At 71.5% G+C, this 15825-nt stretch carries 14 protein-coding genes; 10 read left to right on the forward strand and 4 right to left on the reverse strand.

Going from position 1 to position 15825, the window contains the following annotated elements; genetic code table 11:
• The first annotated feature begins 294 nt into the window (after positions 1-294).
• From ACIQF6_RS01465 to ACIQF6_RS01475, 3 genes are read left to right on the forward strand one after another with little or no spacing between them, the layout of a single operon-like run.
• Positions 295-2439 carry a helix-turn-helix transcriptional regulator gene (locus ACIQF6_RS01465; RefSeq protein WP_400888646.1) on the forward strand — a complete coding sequence of 715 codons (2145 nt, stop codon included), beginning with the start codon at positions 295-297 and terminating at the stop codon, positions 2437-2439.
• Positions 2436-3440, forward strand: a complete 1005-nt coding sequence (locus ACIQF6_RS01470; RefSeq protein ID WP_400888648.1) for a hypothetical protein — start codon at positions 2436-2438, stop codon at positions 3438-3440. The genes ACIQF6_RS01465 and ACIQF6_RS01470 overlap by 4 nt, the downstream gene beginning before the upstream one ends.
• On the forward strand, positions 3437-4342 hold the full coding sequence (locus ACIQF6_RS01475) for a DUF6339 family protein (RefSeq protein ID WP_400888650.1): 906 nt from the start codon (positions 3437-3439) through the stop codon (positions 4340-4342). Before ACIQF6_RS01470 ends, ACIQF6_RS01475 begins: the two co-directional genes overlap by 4 nt.
• Here ACIQF6_RS01475 and ACIQF6_RS01480 read toward each other — a convergent pair.
• The gene (locus tag ACIQF6_RS01480; RefSeq protein ID WP_400888652.1) at positions 4267-5634 is read right to left on the reverse strand and encodes a DNA cytosine methyltransferase; all 1368 of its coding nucleotides are present in this window, start codon (positions 5632-5634) and stop codon (positions 4267-4269) included. The genes ACIQF6_RS01475 and ACIQF6_RS01480 overlap by 76 nt on opposite strands.
• 39 nt (positions 5635-5673) lie before the next feature.
• Positions 5674-5838 (reverse strand): hypothetical protein, encoded by a 165-nt coding sequence (locus tag ACIQF6_RS01485; RefSeq protein WP_400888654.1) that lies wholly within the window; start codon positions 5836-5838, stop codon positions 5674-5676.
• 378 nt (positions 5839-6216) lie between these two features.
• Here ACIQF6_RS01485 and ACIQF6_RS01490 point away from each other — a divergent pair, with 378 nt between their 5' ends.
• From ACIQF6_RS01490 to ACIQF6_RS01500, 3 genes are all read left to right on the forward strand, one after another.
• Complete coding sequence (locus tag ACIQF6_RS01490) at positions 6217-6666, forward strand: DUF523 domain-containing protein (RefSeq protein WP_400888656.1); 450 nt, start codon at positions 6217-6219, stop codon at positions 6664-6666.
• Between the two features lie 205 nt (positions 6667-6871).
• Positions 6872-7504 carry a ClpP family protease gene (locus ACIQF6_RS01495; protein WP_400888658.1) on the forward strand — a complete coding sequence of 211 codons (633 nt, stop codon included), beginning with the start codon at positions 6872-6874 and terminating at the stop codon, positions 7502-7504.
• 1 nt (position 7505) lies between these two features.
• Positions 7506-8108, forward strand: a complete 603-nt coding sequence (locus ACIQF6_RS01500) for a ClpP family protease (RefSeq protein ID WP_400888660.1) — start codon at positions 7506-7508, stop codon at positions 8106-8108.
• A gap of 89 nt (positions 8109-8197) precedes the next feature.
• Here ACIQF6_RS01500 and ACIQF6_RS01505 read toward each other — a convergent pair whose 3' ends face one another.
• Complete coding sequence (locus ACIQF6_RS01505) at positions 8198-8554, reverse strand: helix-turn-helix domain-containing protein (protein ID WP_400888662.1); 357 nt, start codon at positions 8552-8554, stop codon at positions 8198-8200.
• Positions 8555-8682: 128 nt separating this feature from the next.
• Here ACIQF6_RS01505 and pip point away from each other — a divergent pair, with 128 nt between their 5' ends.
• Positions 8683-9654, forward strand: coding sequence for a prolyl aminopeptidase (gene pip, locus ACIQF6_RS01510; protein ID WP_400888663.1), 972 nt, complete (start codon positions 8683-8685; stop codon positions 9652-9654).
• 62 nt (positions 9655-9716) lie between these two features.
• Here pip and ACIQF6_RS01515 read toward each other — a convergent pair whose 3' ends face one another.
• A complete protein-coding gene (locus ACIQF6_RS01515) occupies positions 9717-11408 on the reverse strand; it encodes an ABC transporter family substrate-binding protein (protein ID WP_400888664.1) in 1692 nt (563 codons plus the stop codon).
• Positions 11409-11773: 365 nt separating this feature from the next.
• On the opposite strand from ACIQF6_RS01515, the gene ACIQF6_RS01520 reads away from it, so the two are divergent.
• The 3 genes from ACIQF6_RS01520 to ACIQF6_RS01530 are packed head-to-tail and all read left to right on the forward strand — an operon-like array spanning position 11774 to position 15731.
• A complete protein-coding gene (locus tag ACIQF6_RS01520) occupies positions 11774-12760 on the forward strand; it encodes an ABC transporter permease (protein WP_400888666.1) in 987 nt (328 codons plus the stop codon).
• Positions 12757-13695 (forward strand): ABC transporter permease, encoded by a 939-nt coding sequence (locus ACIQF6_RS01525; protein ID WP_400888668.1) that lies wholly within the window; start codon positions 12757-12759, stop codon positions 13693-13695. Before ACIQF6_RS01520 ends, ACIQF6_RS01525 begins: the two co-directional genes overlap by 4 nt.
• Positions 13692-15731, forward strand: a complete 2040-nt coding sequence (locus ACIQF6_RS01530) for a dipeptide ABC transporter ATP-binding protein (RefSeq protein ID WP_400888670.1) — start codon at positions 13692-13694, stop codon at positions 15729-15731. The genes ACIQF6_RS01525 and ACIQF6_RS01530 overlap by 4 nt, the downstream gene beginning before the upstream one ends.
• Positions 15732-15825 lie beyond the last annotated feature (94 nt).

Genomic DNA, 15825 nt, shown 5'->3' on the forward strand with positions numbered 1-15825 from the left:
GAGCCTCTCCTGCGGCCGTTCCGCCGGGGAGTGGCAGCGACTATTCCATGGTTTCGGTGGGCGGCGCAAGTGCCGTTCGCTCCGGATGGCTTCGGCGACAATTCCGGGCGTTCCGGGAAAATTCGGGCAAAGTGGAGCACAGGTGAAAGTCATATTTTTCGACGGCCCTCGGCATCTACCCCTCTGTCCGGCAGGTGTGTCAAGGGATGCTTGACAAGGCCCTGTCGTTGTCAACAGCACTCGGGTAGAGTGGCTCCCACCTTGTGGAACAGGCCGGGCGGAAGCAGGTGGGACGTGAAGGCGGCTGAGGATTTCGGCCCCTGGCTGGCGCGTCAGCTCAGGAACGCGGGAAAGAGCCAGACCGAGCTGGCGGAGGAGGTGGAGGTGACCAGGGCCGCCGTGTCGGCCTGGATCGTCGGCCGCTCCGTGCCCAGGGACGACACCATCCGGCGCATCGCCGGGGTGCTCAACACGGATCTGGAGACCATCCACACCCGCGCCGCCGACGCCCAACTCCGGGTGCCCGTCACCTGGTACCACCGGCCGGCGCACGCCGACGGCGGGCGCGAGTACGGGAACGCCGCCGCGTTCGCCTTCGAGGCCGACGTCTCCGTGCTGGCGCGGGAGGCCACCCAGAACAGCCTGGACGCGCGATTCGACCCGGCCGAGCCGGTCCGGGTCCGCTACACGCTGCACGAACTCACCGGCGAGGCGCTGGCGAGATTCCGCGAGGCCATCGACTGGGAGCACCTGCTCCCGCACTACGAGGCGCTCACCGCGGACGGCGGGAAGCACAGCAAGGTGTCGCGGACGATCGCCGCCGGGCTGCGGGACATGTACCAGCACGACCGCCTGGTCCTGCTCCGCGTCGACGACTACAACGCGACCGGTCTGACCGGCGGCGACTACGAGGACGGCCTGTTCGCGGCCGTCGTCCGCCGCCAACTCGACAGCAACAAGCGGGACGCCGGGGCCGGCGGTTCCTACGGCCTGGGCAAGGCCACCCTGTGGGCGACCAGCCGACTCGGCCTGGTGCTGATCAACTCCACCCTCTCCGTACCGCACGAGGGCCGCACCGAACGACGCCTGGTCGGCCGGCTCGACCTTCCCTGGCGCGAGGTCGACGGCCGAGCGTGCGCCGGCCCGGCCTGGTTCGGACGTCCGGACCCGACGACCGAATCGGCGGACGTGGTCCGTTCCTGGTGGGCGGACGAGGAGACGGTCGAGAAGCTCCTCCTCACCCGTGACAGCGCGGCTCCCGGCACATCCTTCCTCATCGTCGGCGCCCACGACGTGGCCAGCCTGCTGCCCGTCGGCGACACCGCGGACGAGGAGGAGAGCGGCGAGGACGACGACTCCGTCCACCGCATGCACGCCCGGCTGGTCGACGCGCTCGGCCGGAACTTCTGGGCCGCGATGACCGGCGGAGGGGAGCAGAAGCCGCACCTGGAGGCCTCCGTGCGCACCTACCGCAACGGCGAGGTGCTCATCGAGGAGGAGCACGTGGACCCGGCCCTGGTCCAGCCGTCCCGCACCCGCGCGCTGCGGGCCTTCCTGGACGGCACCACCGTCGAGCGCCTCACCGACCTGAGCCAGGTCGCGCTCGCCACGGTGCAGCTCAACGTGCCGCTCCACGGCGGCCGGACCCACGGAGGGGTGCCGCACCAGGCGGTGGTCCTGGTCACCGGGGCGGAGGACGCCGACGGCAAGAAGAACCGGCTGGTCTCCATGCGGGGCAACCGGATGACCGTCAAGGACAGCGAGGTCCGCAACCTGCCGATCGGCACCAACCCGTTCCAGGCCATCCTCCTCACCGGCCGCGCCGCCGGCCCGGCCGCGCCCGGCGCCGAGGAGGCCGAGGAATTCCTGCGCGCATCGGAGCCGCCGGAGCACAACAAATGGGGACAGACCGAGGAACTTCGGCTTTCCTATTCGCCCTCCGCGCACCGCCGCATCGCGAATCTGACCACCGCGGCGAACAATGCCGTGCGCGAACTCGTCGCCGTGCCCAAGGCCAAGCGCCACAGTGGGGGCGAGGCCAATATCGCCGGCCGGTTGAAGGTCGGAGGAGCGAAGAAAAGGAAGACCTCCACGAAATCCTCGGCAATGCCCGAACTGGACAACGTGGACGCGCTGGTCGACGAGACGGGGGCCTGGTCGGTCACCGTGGACCTGCGGGTTCCGGCCGGCATGGACACCGACCGTCCGGTCACGCCGGTCGCCAAGTTCGACGTGCGGTCCGGCCCTCGCCCGGCCGCGCCCTGGAAGGAACTCGTCGCCATCAGCGGCTGCCAGATCGTGGACGGCGCGGTTCAGGTGTCGCCGGGCAGCCGCAAGGCCGTCTTCCGGGGCGTCACCGACGTCTCCCGTCACCCGGTCCGGGCCCAACTGACCGGCCTGGTGGTCGAACTCCGCAGCGGAAAGGGGGAGCAGGCGTGAAGGTCTACCCCTACCGGCGGCTCACCGGAAATGTGTCCTGGCGGATCGACGGCGCCCGGCTCAGGGCGGAGGGCGAGCCCTGGGACGACGTGGAGAGCAAGTACGTCTCCGTCGTCGAGCACGTGGTCGCCCTCGGGCCCGACGAGGACCGGTCCGAGTGGTCCGAGGCCCGGCTCCGGCTGTCCGGCGGCATTCCGGCCAAGGCGCTCGACCCGTCCGGACCGTGGCAGGACGTCAGGCTCGTCGCGGTGCTGACCGAGCGCGCCACCAACACCCGCACGGCGACCGAGTTCCACCGGCCCGCGGACGACGGCCGCGAGTGGACGGCGGAGCTGTACCTGCGCCGGTGCGACCTGCTCGACCGGGCCTCGGTGGCCGTGCACGTGGTGGCCACCGTCGACGGTGTGCCCGGGCGGGTGATCGCCACCTCGGACGTCGAATGGCTCGTCGACGTCAACGAGGCCACGCCCGCGCTGGCCCGTGAACTCGAGGTCAAGATGGTCAACTTCGGCGCCGGAGGAAGCCGGCTCCAGCGCTTCAAGGAGTCGCCCTGGCTGGTCGACACCACCGGCCGGATCCCGGCCGTCCGCGTCAACACCGACTTCGAAGGGCTCGGCGACCTGATCGGAGCCGCCGGCGGCAGCGGCGCGGAGAAGACCGTTCGGGAACTCCTGCTCGCCCAGATGTGCTCCGAGGTCTGGACGGCCGTGTTCCACTCCGCGGTCGGTGACCTGGAGGTCGAGGAGGACGGCGCACCGGTGTTTCCGCACGGCTGGCAGGGCGAGGTGCTCCGGGAGATGCTCCCCGACGTGTACCCCGATCGCACGCCGGAGGCGGCGCTGCGCGAGGTTCACGCGGCCCGCACCGGAACGTCCGCCGCGGGCTGGGGCGAACTCCAGGCCCGGATCCACTTCGCCGCCGCCCGACGGGCCGACGTGCCCCGGACGCTCTCCACCACCGTTCGCGACCTGGAACGCCTCGCACAGGGGGACGACGCATGACCGACCGACCCGAGCACTTCCCCGAGCGGCTCGCGCTGCTGCCGGACTCCGAGGCGATCGAATTCGTCGTCGAAGGACTGCTCACCGGCCGTGAGAACGTGCCGAGCATCAAGCTCAACCAGGTCACCGAACCGCTCGCGCACGCCGACCGGCGTGGCGAACTGCGCCCCGTTCGGGACCTGGTCGAGGACGCCATGGCCTACTGCCGGACCAACGGGCTCAAGGTCACCCAGGCCGACGCGTGGCTGGCCCCGCGCCTGCACGCGGCGCTCCGGCTGACCCGCCGCGAGGCCGCCGACCCGGCCCTGTGGAACTACCTGGCCCTCGGCGTCGCCCCGGACTACGTGGTCTGGCGGCACCTGCCGGAACCCAAGGACGGCGCGGTCGTGAAGGTGGCGGCCGACCGCTTCCGCGGCCCGTACCACAAGCAGGCCTTCGCCCGTCTCTGGTGGGCCGCCGAACTCTTCCGGGACGGCCCGGACTACGCACCGGTGGTCACGGCCTGCGGCATCCAGGACGTCCTCAACACGGCACTCCGGATGTCCGTGATCAACCATCGGCCCACCGCGCAGGCGATCGCCCGACTGATCGGCAAGGGCACGATCAGCGGCGGTCGAGAGGTCAACGCCCTGGCCGGGGCCGTCAACGCCTCCGCCGCGACGCTGATGTACGACGTGATCGCCCCCGACCACCCCGAGCGCGACCCCGGGCCGCTGCTCGACTGGATCGCCGAGGCCGAGACCGCCCGCCAGGTGTCGCGGAACGCACTGCCGGCCGGGCCCGAGGAGGAGCCCGCGCCGGAATCCTCCGTGACCCAGCTGGTGGACTACTTCGCCGACCTCTTCGCGGACGCGCCGGTCCGCGGACGCGGCGAGTCCGAGGAGGTCGAGGAGGAGGCCTGACGCTTGGGCTTCGGGCAGTCGGGTCCGCAACCCGACGAGTCTCCGCAGCCGCTCTTGCGAAGCGTGGCCCGGTCCTCGGCGGAAGGTTCGGGCCAGTGCTCCCGAACCATCTCCTCCCGAGGACACGGCAGGGCGAGCGCGGCCGCCAGCACGTGCATGCCGAACAGCGGCGGCACCGCGTTGCCCACCTGCTGGGACTTGTCCCCGCCGCTCCACGGATAGTTGGGCGGGAAGGTCTGGAGAATGCCGGCCTCGGGGATGGTCAGCCGATCCGGGGTGTGCGGGCTGCCGCCCCCGGGGTGGTTGACGGCATTGCGGGAGACCTTGCCGGTGACGGTGAACGAGGGCTGCTGCCAGGTGCGGATGCCGCGGTTGTCGGGCTTGCCGCCGCTGCCGTAGTTCGAACGGATCTCGAAGCGGGACTTCCTTCCCTCGGGCCACTGCTCCGTGGCGCGAAGGACGTCCCACATCGGCACCCAGGGCTTGAGGTGCGACTCCAACGACAGCGCCATCTGACCGGACTGCGACTCCGGCAGCGCGTTCGGGTCGTCGGGGCCGCCGTGGAGCGGATTGTTGGTCCGGTAGGTGTGGTGCGTGGGCTGGGGGAGTCTCGGGATGCCGTGCCCGGCGAGGCGGGCGATGAGGATCGCCCGGCGCCGGGTCTGCGGAACGCCGTACGCCTCGGTTGGGAGCGTGGCGACCTCGGCGACCTCGTACTTCACCCTGGTCCCGTCGGGCTTGGGCAGACCGGTCTCCAGGGCTGTCTTGTAGACCTCCCAGAGGGCCTTGACCTGCGGTACCTGCTCCAGAACGATCACATCGAACGGACGTCCGTTGCGCTTCGTGGAGCCGAGGGCCTTGATCGCGTACCTAAGGGGCTCCAGGACGAGGGCGGTCCGGTTGTCGTCGCCCAGTTGCGCGAGTTGCTCGTCGATCTCCTGATCGGGAACGCCGTCCATGAGGGAATGGAGGACCTTCTCGACCTTCTCCAGGGATCGCCGACCCGCGCCCTTTCCGGCCACCGAATACGTCTGGCACGGCGGCCCCCCGGCCAGCACGTTCAGTTCGCTCGGCAAGTCCTCGAACCGGTCTCGGCGCACCTCGCTGACATCCGCGTGCACGGTCTGCAACCCCGCTGCGTAGCGCGTCTCGCAGGCGTCTTTGTCCCATTCGATGCCGAGACTGGGCACGTCGAGCAGGTGCGCGGCTACGTCAAGACCGCCCGGACCGGCGAACAGGTCCAGAATGTACGGGTTCTCGAGGAACGAAGAATGTGAGTCCGAGCGGGTCATGTGGCGAGAGTCTAGCCGGCGGGGGTCGGTACGACCTAGTCAGCCGAAACCGGCCCCGCCCGACGATCGCTGCCCGGAGACGGGCGGCGGGCGGCCGGAGGTCGGACCGGGGCCGGTTTCGGGACGGAGCGGGGAGGGCGCGAAGCGGTCGACGATCGCGCCGCCGACGGCGAAGAACGCGATGGCGGAGACCGAGGCGCACATGGCCTACAGGGTGAGGTGCCGCTCGCGCCTGCGGCCCGGCCAAGTGGCGGTGAGGCGCGGCCGGGCGAGCATGGCTCCGTTCGCCCCGTGGCCGGGTCCGGTCGAGGAGGGACCACGGGCAGCAGGCTCCGACCGGCCCGTAGGGAGGGCGAGAGACGTCGGCACGGTACGTCGTACAGATGGGCCGGGGCGGCATTCATCCTGGAGGGGCGGAGCGTCCCTCGGTAGTGCCGCCACGGGCCGATTTTGCGAGTGCATGTCAATTGTCCGTTGAATGGCGATCCGTCGGAATCTGCTCCTGACGGCCCGTCGGCAGTGCGCCCGACCGGGCGGGTTCCCGCAGGTCAGGGCGGCGGTGGGGCCCGGTAGCCTGGGCGGGTGGAAGCGATTCTGGTCAGTGCGTGTCTGCGTGGGGTGCCGTGCCGGTTCGACGGGCGGGACAAGGCGTCGCCCGCGCTCGCCGAGCTGCTCGACGGACGGCGGGCGGTGCCGTTCTGCCCCGAGGTGGCGGGCGGGCTGGCCACGCCGCGCCGCCCGGCGGAGCTGATCGGCGGGGACGGGCACGACGTGCTGGACGGCACCGCGCGGGTGGTCGACGACGGCGGGCACGACGTGACGGCGGAGTTCGTGGCGGGGGCCGAGCGGGCGCTGCTCGCCGCGCAGCGGGCCGGGTGCACGGAGGCGGTGCTGATGCCCCGCAGCCCCTCGTGCGGCCGGGGCGCCGTGTACGACGGCTCGTTCGCAGGCGCGCTGGTGCCGGGCGACGGGGTGACGGCGGCGCTGCTGGGACGCAACGGGATCACTGTCCGGCCGGCCCCGGGGGTCTGACCGGCGGCTCCGCGGGTGCCGGGCCGGCCGCGGTCCGGCGCCTTGTCCGACGCCCCGCGGGTGCCGGGCCGGCCGCGCTCCGGTGTCCTGCCGGACGCTCTGCCGGTGGCGAATCTGCGGCGGGCAGAGAACCGTTCGCCGGGGGCCGTCCGGGGTGAACAGTGGAGTGGACGACGCAACTCCCGCCCCGAGGAGGAGACTCCCGATGCCCCACTCGTTCCAGCCCCGCGCGGAGGACGGCGACACGCCGCCCAGCCGCTTCGACGACCACCTCGCGGCGCAGCTGCTCGCGCAGCGGATCGTCCTGCTCGGCACCCAGGTCGACGAGGTGTCGGCGAACCGGGTGTGCGCGCAGCTGCTGCTGCTCTCCGCGGAGGATCCGCGCACCGACATCAGCCTGTACATCAACAGCCCGGGCGGGTCGGTGACGGCGGGCCTGGCGATCTACGACACCATGCGGCTGATCCCGAACGACGTCTCCACGCTGGCGATGGGATTCGCCGCCAGCATGGGGCAGTTCCTGCTGACGGTGGGCACGGCGGGCAAGCGGTTCGCGCTGCCGAACGCGCGGATCATGATGCACCAGCCGTCGGCGGGCATCGGCGGCACCGCCTCGGACGTCGCGATCCAGGCGGAGAACCTGGAGTACACCAAGCAGGCGATCGAGCGGATCACCGCCGCGCACACCGGTCAGAGCGAGGAGACCATCGCCCGGGACGGCGACCGCGACCGCTGGTTCACGGCCGAACAGGCAATGGAGTACGGGATGGTGGACCAGGTGGTGGAGTCGCTGGCCGACATCCGCCCGGCCGCGAACCGTCGACGGATGGGGCTGTGACATGGGCTCGTACACGGTTCCCTACGTCGTCGAGCGCACCGCGCAGGGCGAGCGGTCCTACGACGTGTTCAGCCGGCTGCTGAACGAGCGGATCATCTTCCTCGGCACCGACATCGACGACGGCGTCGCCAACGTGGTGATCGCGCAGCTGCTGCACCTGGAGTCGGCGAGCCCGGGCGAGGAGATCGCGATCTACCTGAACTCGCCCGGCGGATCGTTCACTTCGCTGATGGCGATCTACGACACCATGACCTTCGTCCAGTCACCGATCTCGACCTTCTGCGTCGGGCAGGCGGCGTCCACGGCGGCGGTGCTGCTGGCCGGCGGCGACCCCGGGCGGCGGTTCGTGCTCCAGCACGCCCGGGTGCTGCTCGGCCAGCCGGCCAGCGGCGGGCGGCAGGGGACGGTCTCGGACCTGAGCCTGGCCGCGAAGGAGATGCTGCGGATCCGCTCCCAGGTCGAGGAGGTGCTGTCCCGGCACACCGGCCACGACGCGGCGGCGCTGCGCGCGGACATGGACCGGGACAAGGTGTTCACCGCCGAGGAGGCGGTCGCCTACGGCCTGGCCGACCAGGTCCTGAACCGACGAATCCTCCCGACCTGACGCGAACGGCCGGCCTGACGCGGCCGGCCTGACGCGAACGGTCGGTCCGGCAGTGGAACACCGCCGCCGGACCGGCCGTCCGACGTCGATCAGGCCGCCAGGCAGAGCCCGTTGTACGGTGCGGCCGGAGCGGCGCGGCGGGTCTGCGAGTGGCGGACGAGGTCGCCCTGGGCCAGCGACAGGAGGTCGCCGAGGTCGAGGCCGAGGGCGTGGGCGGCGGCCGCGAGGACCTCCGAGGAGGCCTCCTTGCGGCCGCGCTCCAGCTCCGAAAGGTAGGGCATGGAGATCCGGGCCGCCTCCGAGACGTCCTTCAACGTCCGCTGCTGGGCCAGTCGTTCGCGGCGCAGCACGCCGCCTACCAGGTCGCGCCACAGCGGTTCCTTCGGCGCGGGCTGCTGCGGGCGCAGCGGGATGACTCGGGCTTCGTTCCGCTCTTGAGTGCTCACCCCTCCAGCGTAGGCACCGGCGGCGCCGGGGGAACAGTGCGGCGTTCTGCTGTGGGTGAAGCACCGGAGCTGACGGGCGGTCAAAAATGGCGGGTGGTGGGGCGGGCGGCGGCCTAGGATCGACGGTCATGGTTGATCTCTATGAGCCGATGCACCCCTACGACAGTGGTTTCCTGGACACCGGAGACGGCAACCGCATCTACTACGAACAGCTCGGCAACCCCGAGGGCAAGCCCGCGCTGTACGTGCACGGCGGGCCCGGGGCGGGCTTCCCGAAGCGTCCGACCCGGGCGTGGGACCCGGCGGCCTACCGGGTGATCCGCTACGACCAGCGCAACTGCGGGCTGAGCACGCCGCACGCGAGTGATCCGGCGGCGGACATGGCGCTGAACACCACCCGGCACCTGATCGACGACATCGAGCGGCTGCGCGAACACCTCGGTGTCGAGCGGTGGTTGCTGGACGGCGCGTCCTGGGGGTCGACGCTGATCCTGGCCTACGCGCAGCAGTACCCGGAGCGGGTCAGCGAGATCGTCATTCAGGCGGTGACCACCACCCGGCGGGCCGAGACGGATTGGCTGTACCGGGGCGTCGGCGGGTTCCGGCCCGAGGCGTGGGACCGGTTCCGCGACGGTGTGCCGGAGAGCGAACGGGGCGGTGACGTCTACCGGTTGCTGGCGGCGTACGCGCAGCTGATGGAGCACCCGGACCGGGCGGTCCGCGAGCAGGCCGCGAACGAGTGGCTGGCGTGGGAGGACGCCGTCATCGAGGGGGAGCCGAACGGCATCCCCGGCATGTACAGCGACCGCGAGATGGACGACCGGATTGCGTTCGTCCGGATCTGCTCGCACTTCTTCAGCCACGGCGCCTGGCTGGAGGAGGACCAACTGCTGCGCGGGGCGCACAAGTTGGCGGGCATTCCGGGCGTGCTGGTGCACGGCCGGTACGACATGGGCTGCCCGGCGCAGACCGCGTGGGAGCTGGCGAAGGCGTGGCCGGACGCGAAGCTGCACATCTTCGACGACTCCGGGCACGTGGGCAGCCAGGACATGGCGGCGACCGTCCGGCAGGCCCTGGAGGACTTCAAGGGCAGTAAGTAGCCCCCGTGCGGCCCACGGGTCGATGCCCCGTCACGACGGTGGTCGTGACGGGGCATCGTCGGTCACTTCTGCCAGCCGACCGAGGTGATCACGACGTCGGCGAGGCTGCTGGCGCCGTAGTTGGCCAGGCCCTTGCGGATCGCGACGATGCTGGGGCGCTGGTAGAGCTCGACGGTGTGGCCGAGTTCCCAGATCTTCGTGTCGGCCTGGTTGTAGAGGGCGGCGGCCTGCGCCGGGTCGAGGGTGCCGGCGGCCTTGCGCAGCAGGGAGTCGATCTCGGGGGTGCTCAGCTTCGAGTAGTTGCCGAACACGTTGTCGCCCTGCGGGGCGCGGAACAGCGCCACCGTCTTGGAGAGCGGGAAGGAGTCGGTGTTGCGCCAGCTGGCCAGGTCGAACTTGCCCTGGTCGATGTACTTGGTGAAGTACTCCTTGCTGGGCACCTTGTCGATGGTCAGCTTGACGCCGACCTGCTGGAGCATGTTCTGCACCGCGCTGGCCAGGTCGACCTGGGTCTGGTTGGAGCCGTCGCTCATCACGTAGTGGAGTTCCAGGGGCTGCCCGTCCTTGCTGAGGGTGCCGCCGGAGTCCTTCCAACCCGCCTCGTCCAGCCACTTCTTGGCGGTCGCCGGGTCGTACGTCGCCCAGTCGCCGGAGTTGGCCTTGTAGCCGTTCTGGTTGGTCATGAACAGGTGGTTGTCGAGCGGCTTGAACTCGATCGGGACGCCCTTGTTGGCGATCTTGATCAGCGAGGCGCGGTCCAGTGCCCGGCCGAGCGCCTGCCGGACCTTCTGGTCGGCGAGCGCGCCGTTGCTGCCGAAGGAGATGTGCACCTCGTCCCACGGGGTGCCGGTGCGGATCACCGAGTCCTTGGCGTCCTTGAGCTGGCCGTAGGAGGAGGCGGTGCCCGCGGAGGCGAAGTCGATCTCGTTGTTGAGGTACGACTGGGTGATCGCGGCGGCGTCCAGCACCCGGAAGGTGATCCGGTCCAGCTTCGGCTTCGGGCCCCACCAGCGGGGGTTGGGCGTGAGGGTGATGGTCTGTGCGGTCTTGTCGATGGTGGAGACCACGAACGGGCCGCCGAAGGTCGGGACCTTCTCGATCCAGCCCTCGTTGAACGCCTGCGGGGTCGACAGCCCGGAGGCCGGCAGCAGCGGCCGGAACAGGCTCTGCCAGTCGGCGTACGGCTCCGAGAAGGTCACCTTCACCTCGCCGGCGTCGGCGCCCTGCTCGACGCCCGAGATCTGCTCGTAGCCGGCGGGGTCGGCCAGGTTGTACGCCGGGTCCTTGCCGTTGGAGGCCTTCCAGACCGCCTCGAAGTCCCGGTAGGACAGCGGCGTCCCGTCGGACCAGACCGCCTTCGGGTTGAGCTTGTACGTCACCACCTGCGGCGAGGTGGAGGTGACCTCCGCGGAGACCAGGTACTCGGGCACGGGGTGGTAGGCGCCCTTGGCGTCGACGCGGAAGATCTTGGCCTCCACGTAGCCCATGATCTCCACCGCGTCGCCGTAGTTGCCGTCGACCTGGTACGGGTTCCACTGGGTGATCCACTGCTGGAGCGGTTCGCGCAGCTCGCCGCCGTCCTTGATGTTCTCCAGCGGCTGCGGGTTGTTGTCCTCGGCGTCCACGGTCGGCACCACGGTCTTGGCGACGTCCGCCGAGCCGCCCTGGCTGCTGCAGGCGGTCGCGGCCAGGAGCGCGGCGAGGGCAGCGGCGGCGGCGCGGCCGATTCGGCGGGTGGCGGGCGATGTGTGCATCGGCGGAGTCCTCGGGTCTCGAAGAGTCGGCGGTCGTCGTCAGGTGTGGCGACGCTTGATCGTGGGCAGCCAAGTCGGTGCCGGCGGGCCGAACGTAACAGCCCATCAGCCGCTCCCACCAGGGTGATGCGCGGAACTGATCGAAACGAAACGGAGCGAAACACCGCCGCAATACCCCGTCCGTACCCGTCTGATCAGCTGTGACCAGCAGGTTCGCCGGACCGGTCGAACCGCAGGCGTCCCCGACTCTGGACGGGCCGGGCGAGCGTGGCGTACAACTGCTGCGCAAAAGTGCGTCAAAGTCCGTACTAGCGAAGGCAAATGACCATGTTCCGCAGGTGTGCGAACCACGCCGGAGGCGCTCCGTGACGGGCTACCTGGCCAGGCGGCTCGGCTACTACGTGGTGCTGCTGACCGCCGCGGTGTTCCTGGCCTACGCGCTCACCGGCACCGCCCTCGGCCCGCGCGCCTACTTCGAGGCCAAGCAGCCGCGGCCCTCCGCCGCCGCCGTCGACCGGCAGCTGACCGCGCTCAACCTCAACGACCACACCCCCGTGGTCGAGCGCTTCGCCACCTGGGCGGACGGCGTCCTGCTGCACGCCGACCTCGGCCGCACCATCCACGACACCTCCGTCAACGACGAGTTCGGCCGCCGGATCTGGGTGTCGCTCCGCCTGCTGCTGGTCGGCAGCGTGCTCGGCATGCTGCTCGGCGTGGCCGCCGGCGCATGGAGCGCGGTCCGGCAGTACCGGCTCTCCGACCGGGCGCTCACCGTGCTCTCCTTCGTGCTGCTCTCCACCCCGGTGTTCCTGCTCGCCCTGCTGCTCAAGAACGGCGCGATCGCCGCGAAGAACGCCGCCGGCCACGACGTCGTCCCGTTCACCGGCTACGAGACGCCCAACCTGTCCGGCGGCCTCGGCGCCCACCTCGCCGACTGGGGCCTGCACCTGCTGCTGCCCACCCTGTCGCTCGCCCTCGGCGGACTCGCCACCTACAGCCGCTACCAGCGCTCCACCATGCTCGACGTCCTCGGCGCGGACTACCTGCGCACCGCCCAGGCCAAGGGCCTCACCCGCAGCCGCGCCCTGATCAAACACGGCCTGCGCACCGCGATCATCCCGATGACCACGATGTTCGCCTACGCCTTCCTCGGCCTGTTCACCGGCGCCGCCTTCACCGAGACCATCTTCGGCTGGCACGGCATGGGCGAGTGGTTCATCCAGGCCGTCAACGAACAGGACGTCAACTCCGTCGTCGCCGTCAACCTCTTCGCCGCCGTCGTCGTCCTCGCCGCCGGCTTCCTCGCCGACGCGCTGCACGCCGCGCTCGACCCCCGAGTGAGGACGGCATGAGCGCGGACCTGCTGGAGCCGACCGAACCGGCACCCTCGGCGGAACGGGCGCCCGCAGGGCGGCTGCGGCTGGCCGCCGCCCGCCTCGCCGCCTCCCGCGGAGCGCTCCTCGGACTGGTCGTCCTCGTCCTGCTGTTCCTGCTGGCGTTCCTCGGGCCCTACCTCACGCCCTGGGACTACGCCACCCCCGACTACACCGCGCTCCGTCAACCCCCGTCCGCACAGCACTGGTTCGGCACCAACGGCCTCGGCCAGGACGTGTTCGCACAGACCGTCCGCGGCCTCCAGAAGTCCCTGGTGATCGGCCTGCTGGTGGCCGTGCTCTCCACCGGCCTGGCCTCCCTGGTCGGGGCGTGCGCCGGATACTTCGGCGGATGGACGGACCGGCTGCTGACGTTCCTGGTCGACCTGATGCTGATCTTCCCGGCGTTCCTGGTGATCGCGGTGATCTCGCCGCGGCTGCGCGGCAGCGGCTGGATCGCCTTCGTGCTGCTGCTCGCCGTGTTCAACTGGATGATCACCGCCCGGGTGATCCGCTCGATGACCCGGTCGCTGCGGATGCGCGAATTCGTGGTCGCCGCCCGGTTCATGGGCGTCGGACCGTTCCGGATCATCTGGCGGCACATCCTGCCGAACGTCTCCTCGTTCCTGATCATCGACGCCACCATCACCGTCGGCGGCGCCGTGATGAGCGAGGCCGCACTGTCCTACTTCGGCTTCGGCGTCCGCCCGCCCGACGTCTCGCTCGGCACCCTGCTGGCCGCCGGCGCCGCCGACGCCCCCGTCTTCCCCTGGCTGTTCTACTTCGCCGCGGGCCTGCTGGTGCTGTTCGTGCTCGCCGTCAACCTGGTCGGCGACGGCCTGCGCGACGCCCTCGACCCCACCAGCACCCGCCGCCGCCGATCCGTCACCACCTCGCGCCGGAGCACCCCTTGACCACCCCGCTGCTCGCCGTCCGCAACCTCACCGTCGACTTCGGGGACCACCCGGCGGTCCGCGGCGTCGACCTCGACCTGCGCCGCGGCGAGACGCTCGGCCTGGTCGGCGAGTCCGGCTCCGGCAAGTCCGTCACCGCGCTCGCCGTGCTCGGCCTGCTGCCCGCCGCCGCCCGGATCGGCGGCTCCGTCCGCCTCGACGGCCAGGAACTGGTCGGCCTGCCCGCCCGGCAGCTGGCGGACATCCGCGGCCGGCGGATCGCCATGGTCTTCCAGGACCCGCTGTCCGCGTTCACCCCCGTCTACCGGATCGGCGACCAGATCGCCGAAGCCGTCCGCGTCCACCAGGACGTCGGCAGGGCCGCCGCCCTCAAACGCGCCGCCGACCTGCTCGACCTGGTCGGCATCCCCGACCCGGCCCGCGCCCTGGACGCCTTCCCGCACGAGTTCTCCGGCGGCATGCGGCAGCGCGCGATGATCGCCATGGCGGTGGCCAACGACCCCGACATCCTGCTCGCCGACGAGCCCACCACCGCCCTCGACGTCACCATCCAGGCCCAGGTCCTCGACGTGCTGCGCACCGCCCAGCGGGAGACCGGCGCCGCCCTGGTGCTGGTCAGCCACGACCTCGGGGTGATCGCCGGCAGCGCCGACCGGGTCGCCGTCATGTACGCCGGGCGGATCGTCGAAACCGCCCCCGTGGACGACCTGTTCACCGCGCCCCGGCACGCCTACACGCTCGGCCTGATCGGCGCCGTCCCCCGCCTCGACGGCCGCAGCGGCGCGCTCGTCCCGATCCCCGGCCGCCCGCCCGCCGCCGGTGAACTGCACGGCCCCGGCTGCCCGTTCGCCGACCGCTGCCCACTGGTCGAGGACCGCTGCCGCACCGCCGAACCGGAACTCGCCGGAGACGACGGACACCTGGCCGCGTGCGTGCGCGCGGCGCAGCTCGCCGCCACCCGGCCCGCGCCCGCCGAGGTCTACCCCGTCCCCGCGGTGCCCGCCGCCGCCGAGGACCGGCCGCGCGCGGAACGCGAGAGCGTGCTCACCGTCACCGGCCTCACCCGCAGCTTCCCCCGCTACCGCGGCTCCCTGCTGCGCCGCCGGATCGGCGAGACCTTCGCCGTGGACGGCGTCGACCTGGACATCCGGCGCGGCGAAACCCTCGGCCTGGTCGGCGAGTCCGGCTCCGGCAAGTCCACCACGCTGTACGAGATCCTCAAGCTGACCGCCCCGCAGGGCGGACGGATCGAGCTGCTGGGGCAGGACACCGCCGCACTCGACCGGGCCGCCGCGCACCGGCTGCGGGCCCGCGTCCAGATCGTCTTCCAGGACCCGGCGGCCTCCCTCGACCCGCGGATGCCGGTCGGCGACGTGATCGCCGAACCGATGCTCGCGCAGCGCACCCCCGCCGCCGAGGCCCGCCGCCGGATCCCCGAACTGCTGCGCCAGGTCGGCCTGGACCCGGCGCACGCCGACCGCTACCCGCACGAGTTCTCCGGCGGCCAGCGCCAGCGGATCTCCATCGCCCGCGCCCTCGCCGTCCGCCCCGACCTGCTGGTCCTCGACGAACCGGTCTCCGCGCTCGACGTCTCCGTGCAGGCCGGCGTGCTCAACCTGCTCCAGCAGCTGAAGGCCGAACTCGGCCTGGCCTACCTGTTCGTCTCCCACGACCTGTCCGTGGTGCGCCACCTGGCCGACCGGGTGAGCGTGATGTACCTGGGCCGCACGGTGGAGACCGGCACCGTGGAACGGGTCTTCGCCCGGCCCCGGCACCCCTACACCCGCGCCCTGCTCGCCGCCGTCCCGCTGCCCGACCCGGCCGCCGAGCGCGCCCGCCCCCGCCTGCTGCTGGCCGGGGACCCGCCGTCGCCCGCCGAACGCCACCTCGGCTGCCCGTTCCGCAGCCGCTGCGCCGTCCACGCCGCCCTCGCCCCCGAACAGCGCACCCGCTGCGCCACCGAACTGCCGCCCGTCGCCCCCGCCGCCCCCGGCGTCGACCACACCGCCGCCTGCCACTTCCCGGACGGCCCGTGACAGCCCCTGACAGCTCCTGACGGCTCGTGACGGCTCCTGACGGCTCGTGGGTGACGTCACCGGCCTGGCGTGTGCGGCCGTGTCCTGCCGGGAA

Source organism: Kitasatospora sp. NPDC092948 (genome assembly GCF_044754805.1).
Classification (GTDB): Bacteria; Actinomycetota; Actinomycetes; order Streptomycetales; family Streptomycetaceae; genus Kitasatospora.

Excerpts from the sequence above, each read along its gene's own strand:
- ACIQF6_RS01500 (WP_400888660.1), top strand. The coding sequence starts at position 7,506 with ATGGGCTCGTACACGGTTCCCTACGTCGTCGAGCGCACCGCGCAGGGC.
- ACIQF6_RS01495 (WP_400888658.1), top strand. The coding sequence starts at position 6,872 with ATGCCCCACTCGTTCCAGCCCCGCGCGGAGGACGGCGACACGCCGCCC.
- ACIQF6_RS01515 (WP_400888664.1), bottom strand. The coding sequence starts at position 11,408 with ATGCACACATCGCCCGCCACCCGCCGAATCGGCCGCGCCGCCGCCGCT.
- ACIQF6_RS01525 (WP_400888668.1), top strand. The coding sequence starts at position 12,757 with ATGAGCGCGGACCTGCTGGAGCCGACCGAACCGGCACCCTCGGCGGAA.
- ACIQF6_RS01485 (WP_400888654.1), bottom strand. The coding sequence starts at position 5,838 with ATGTGCGCCTCGGTCTCCGCCATCGCGTTCTTCGCCGTCGGCGGCGCG.
- pip (WP_400888663.1), top strand. The coding sequence starts at position 8,683 with ATGGTTGATCTCTATGAGCCGATGCACCCCTACGACAGTGGTTTCCTG.
- ACIQF6_RS01480 (WP_400888652.1), bottom strand. The coding sequence starts at position 5,634 with ATGACCCGCTCGGACTCACATTCTTCGTTCCTCGAGAACCCGTACATT.
- ACIQF6_RS01475 (WP_400888650.1), top strand. The coding sequence starts at position 3,437 with ATGACCGACCGACCCGAGCACTTCCCCGAGCGGCTCGCGCTGCTGCCG.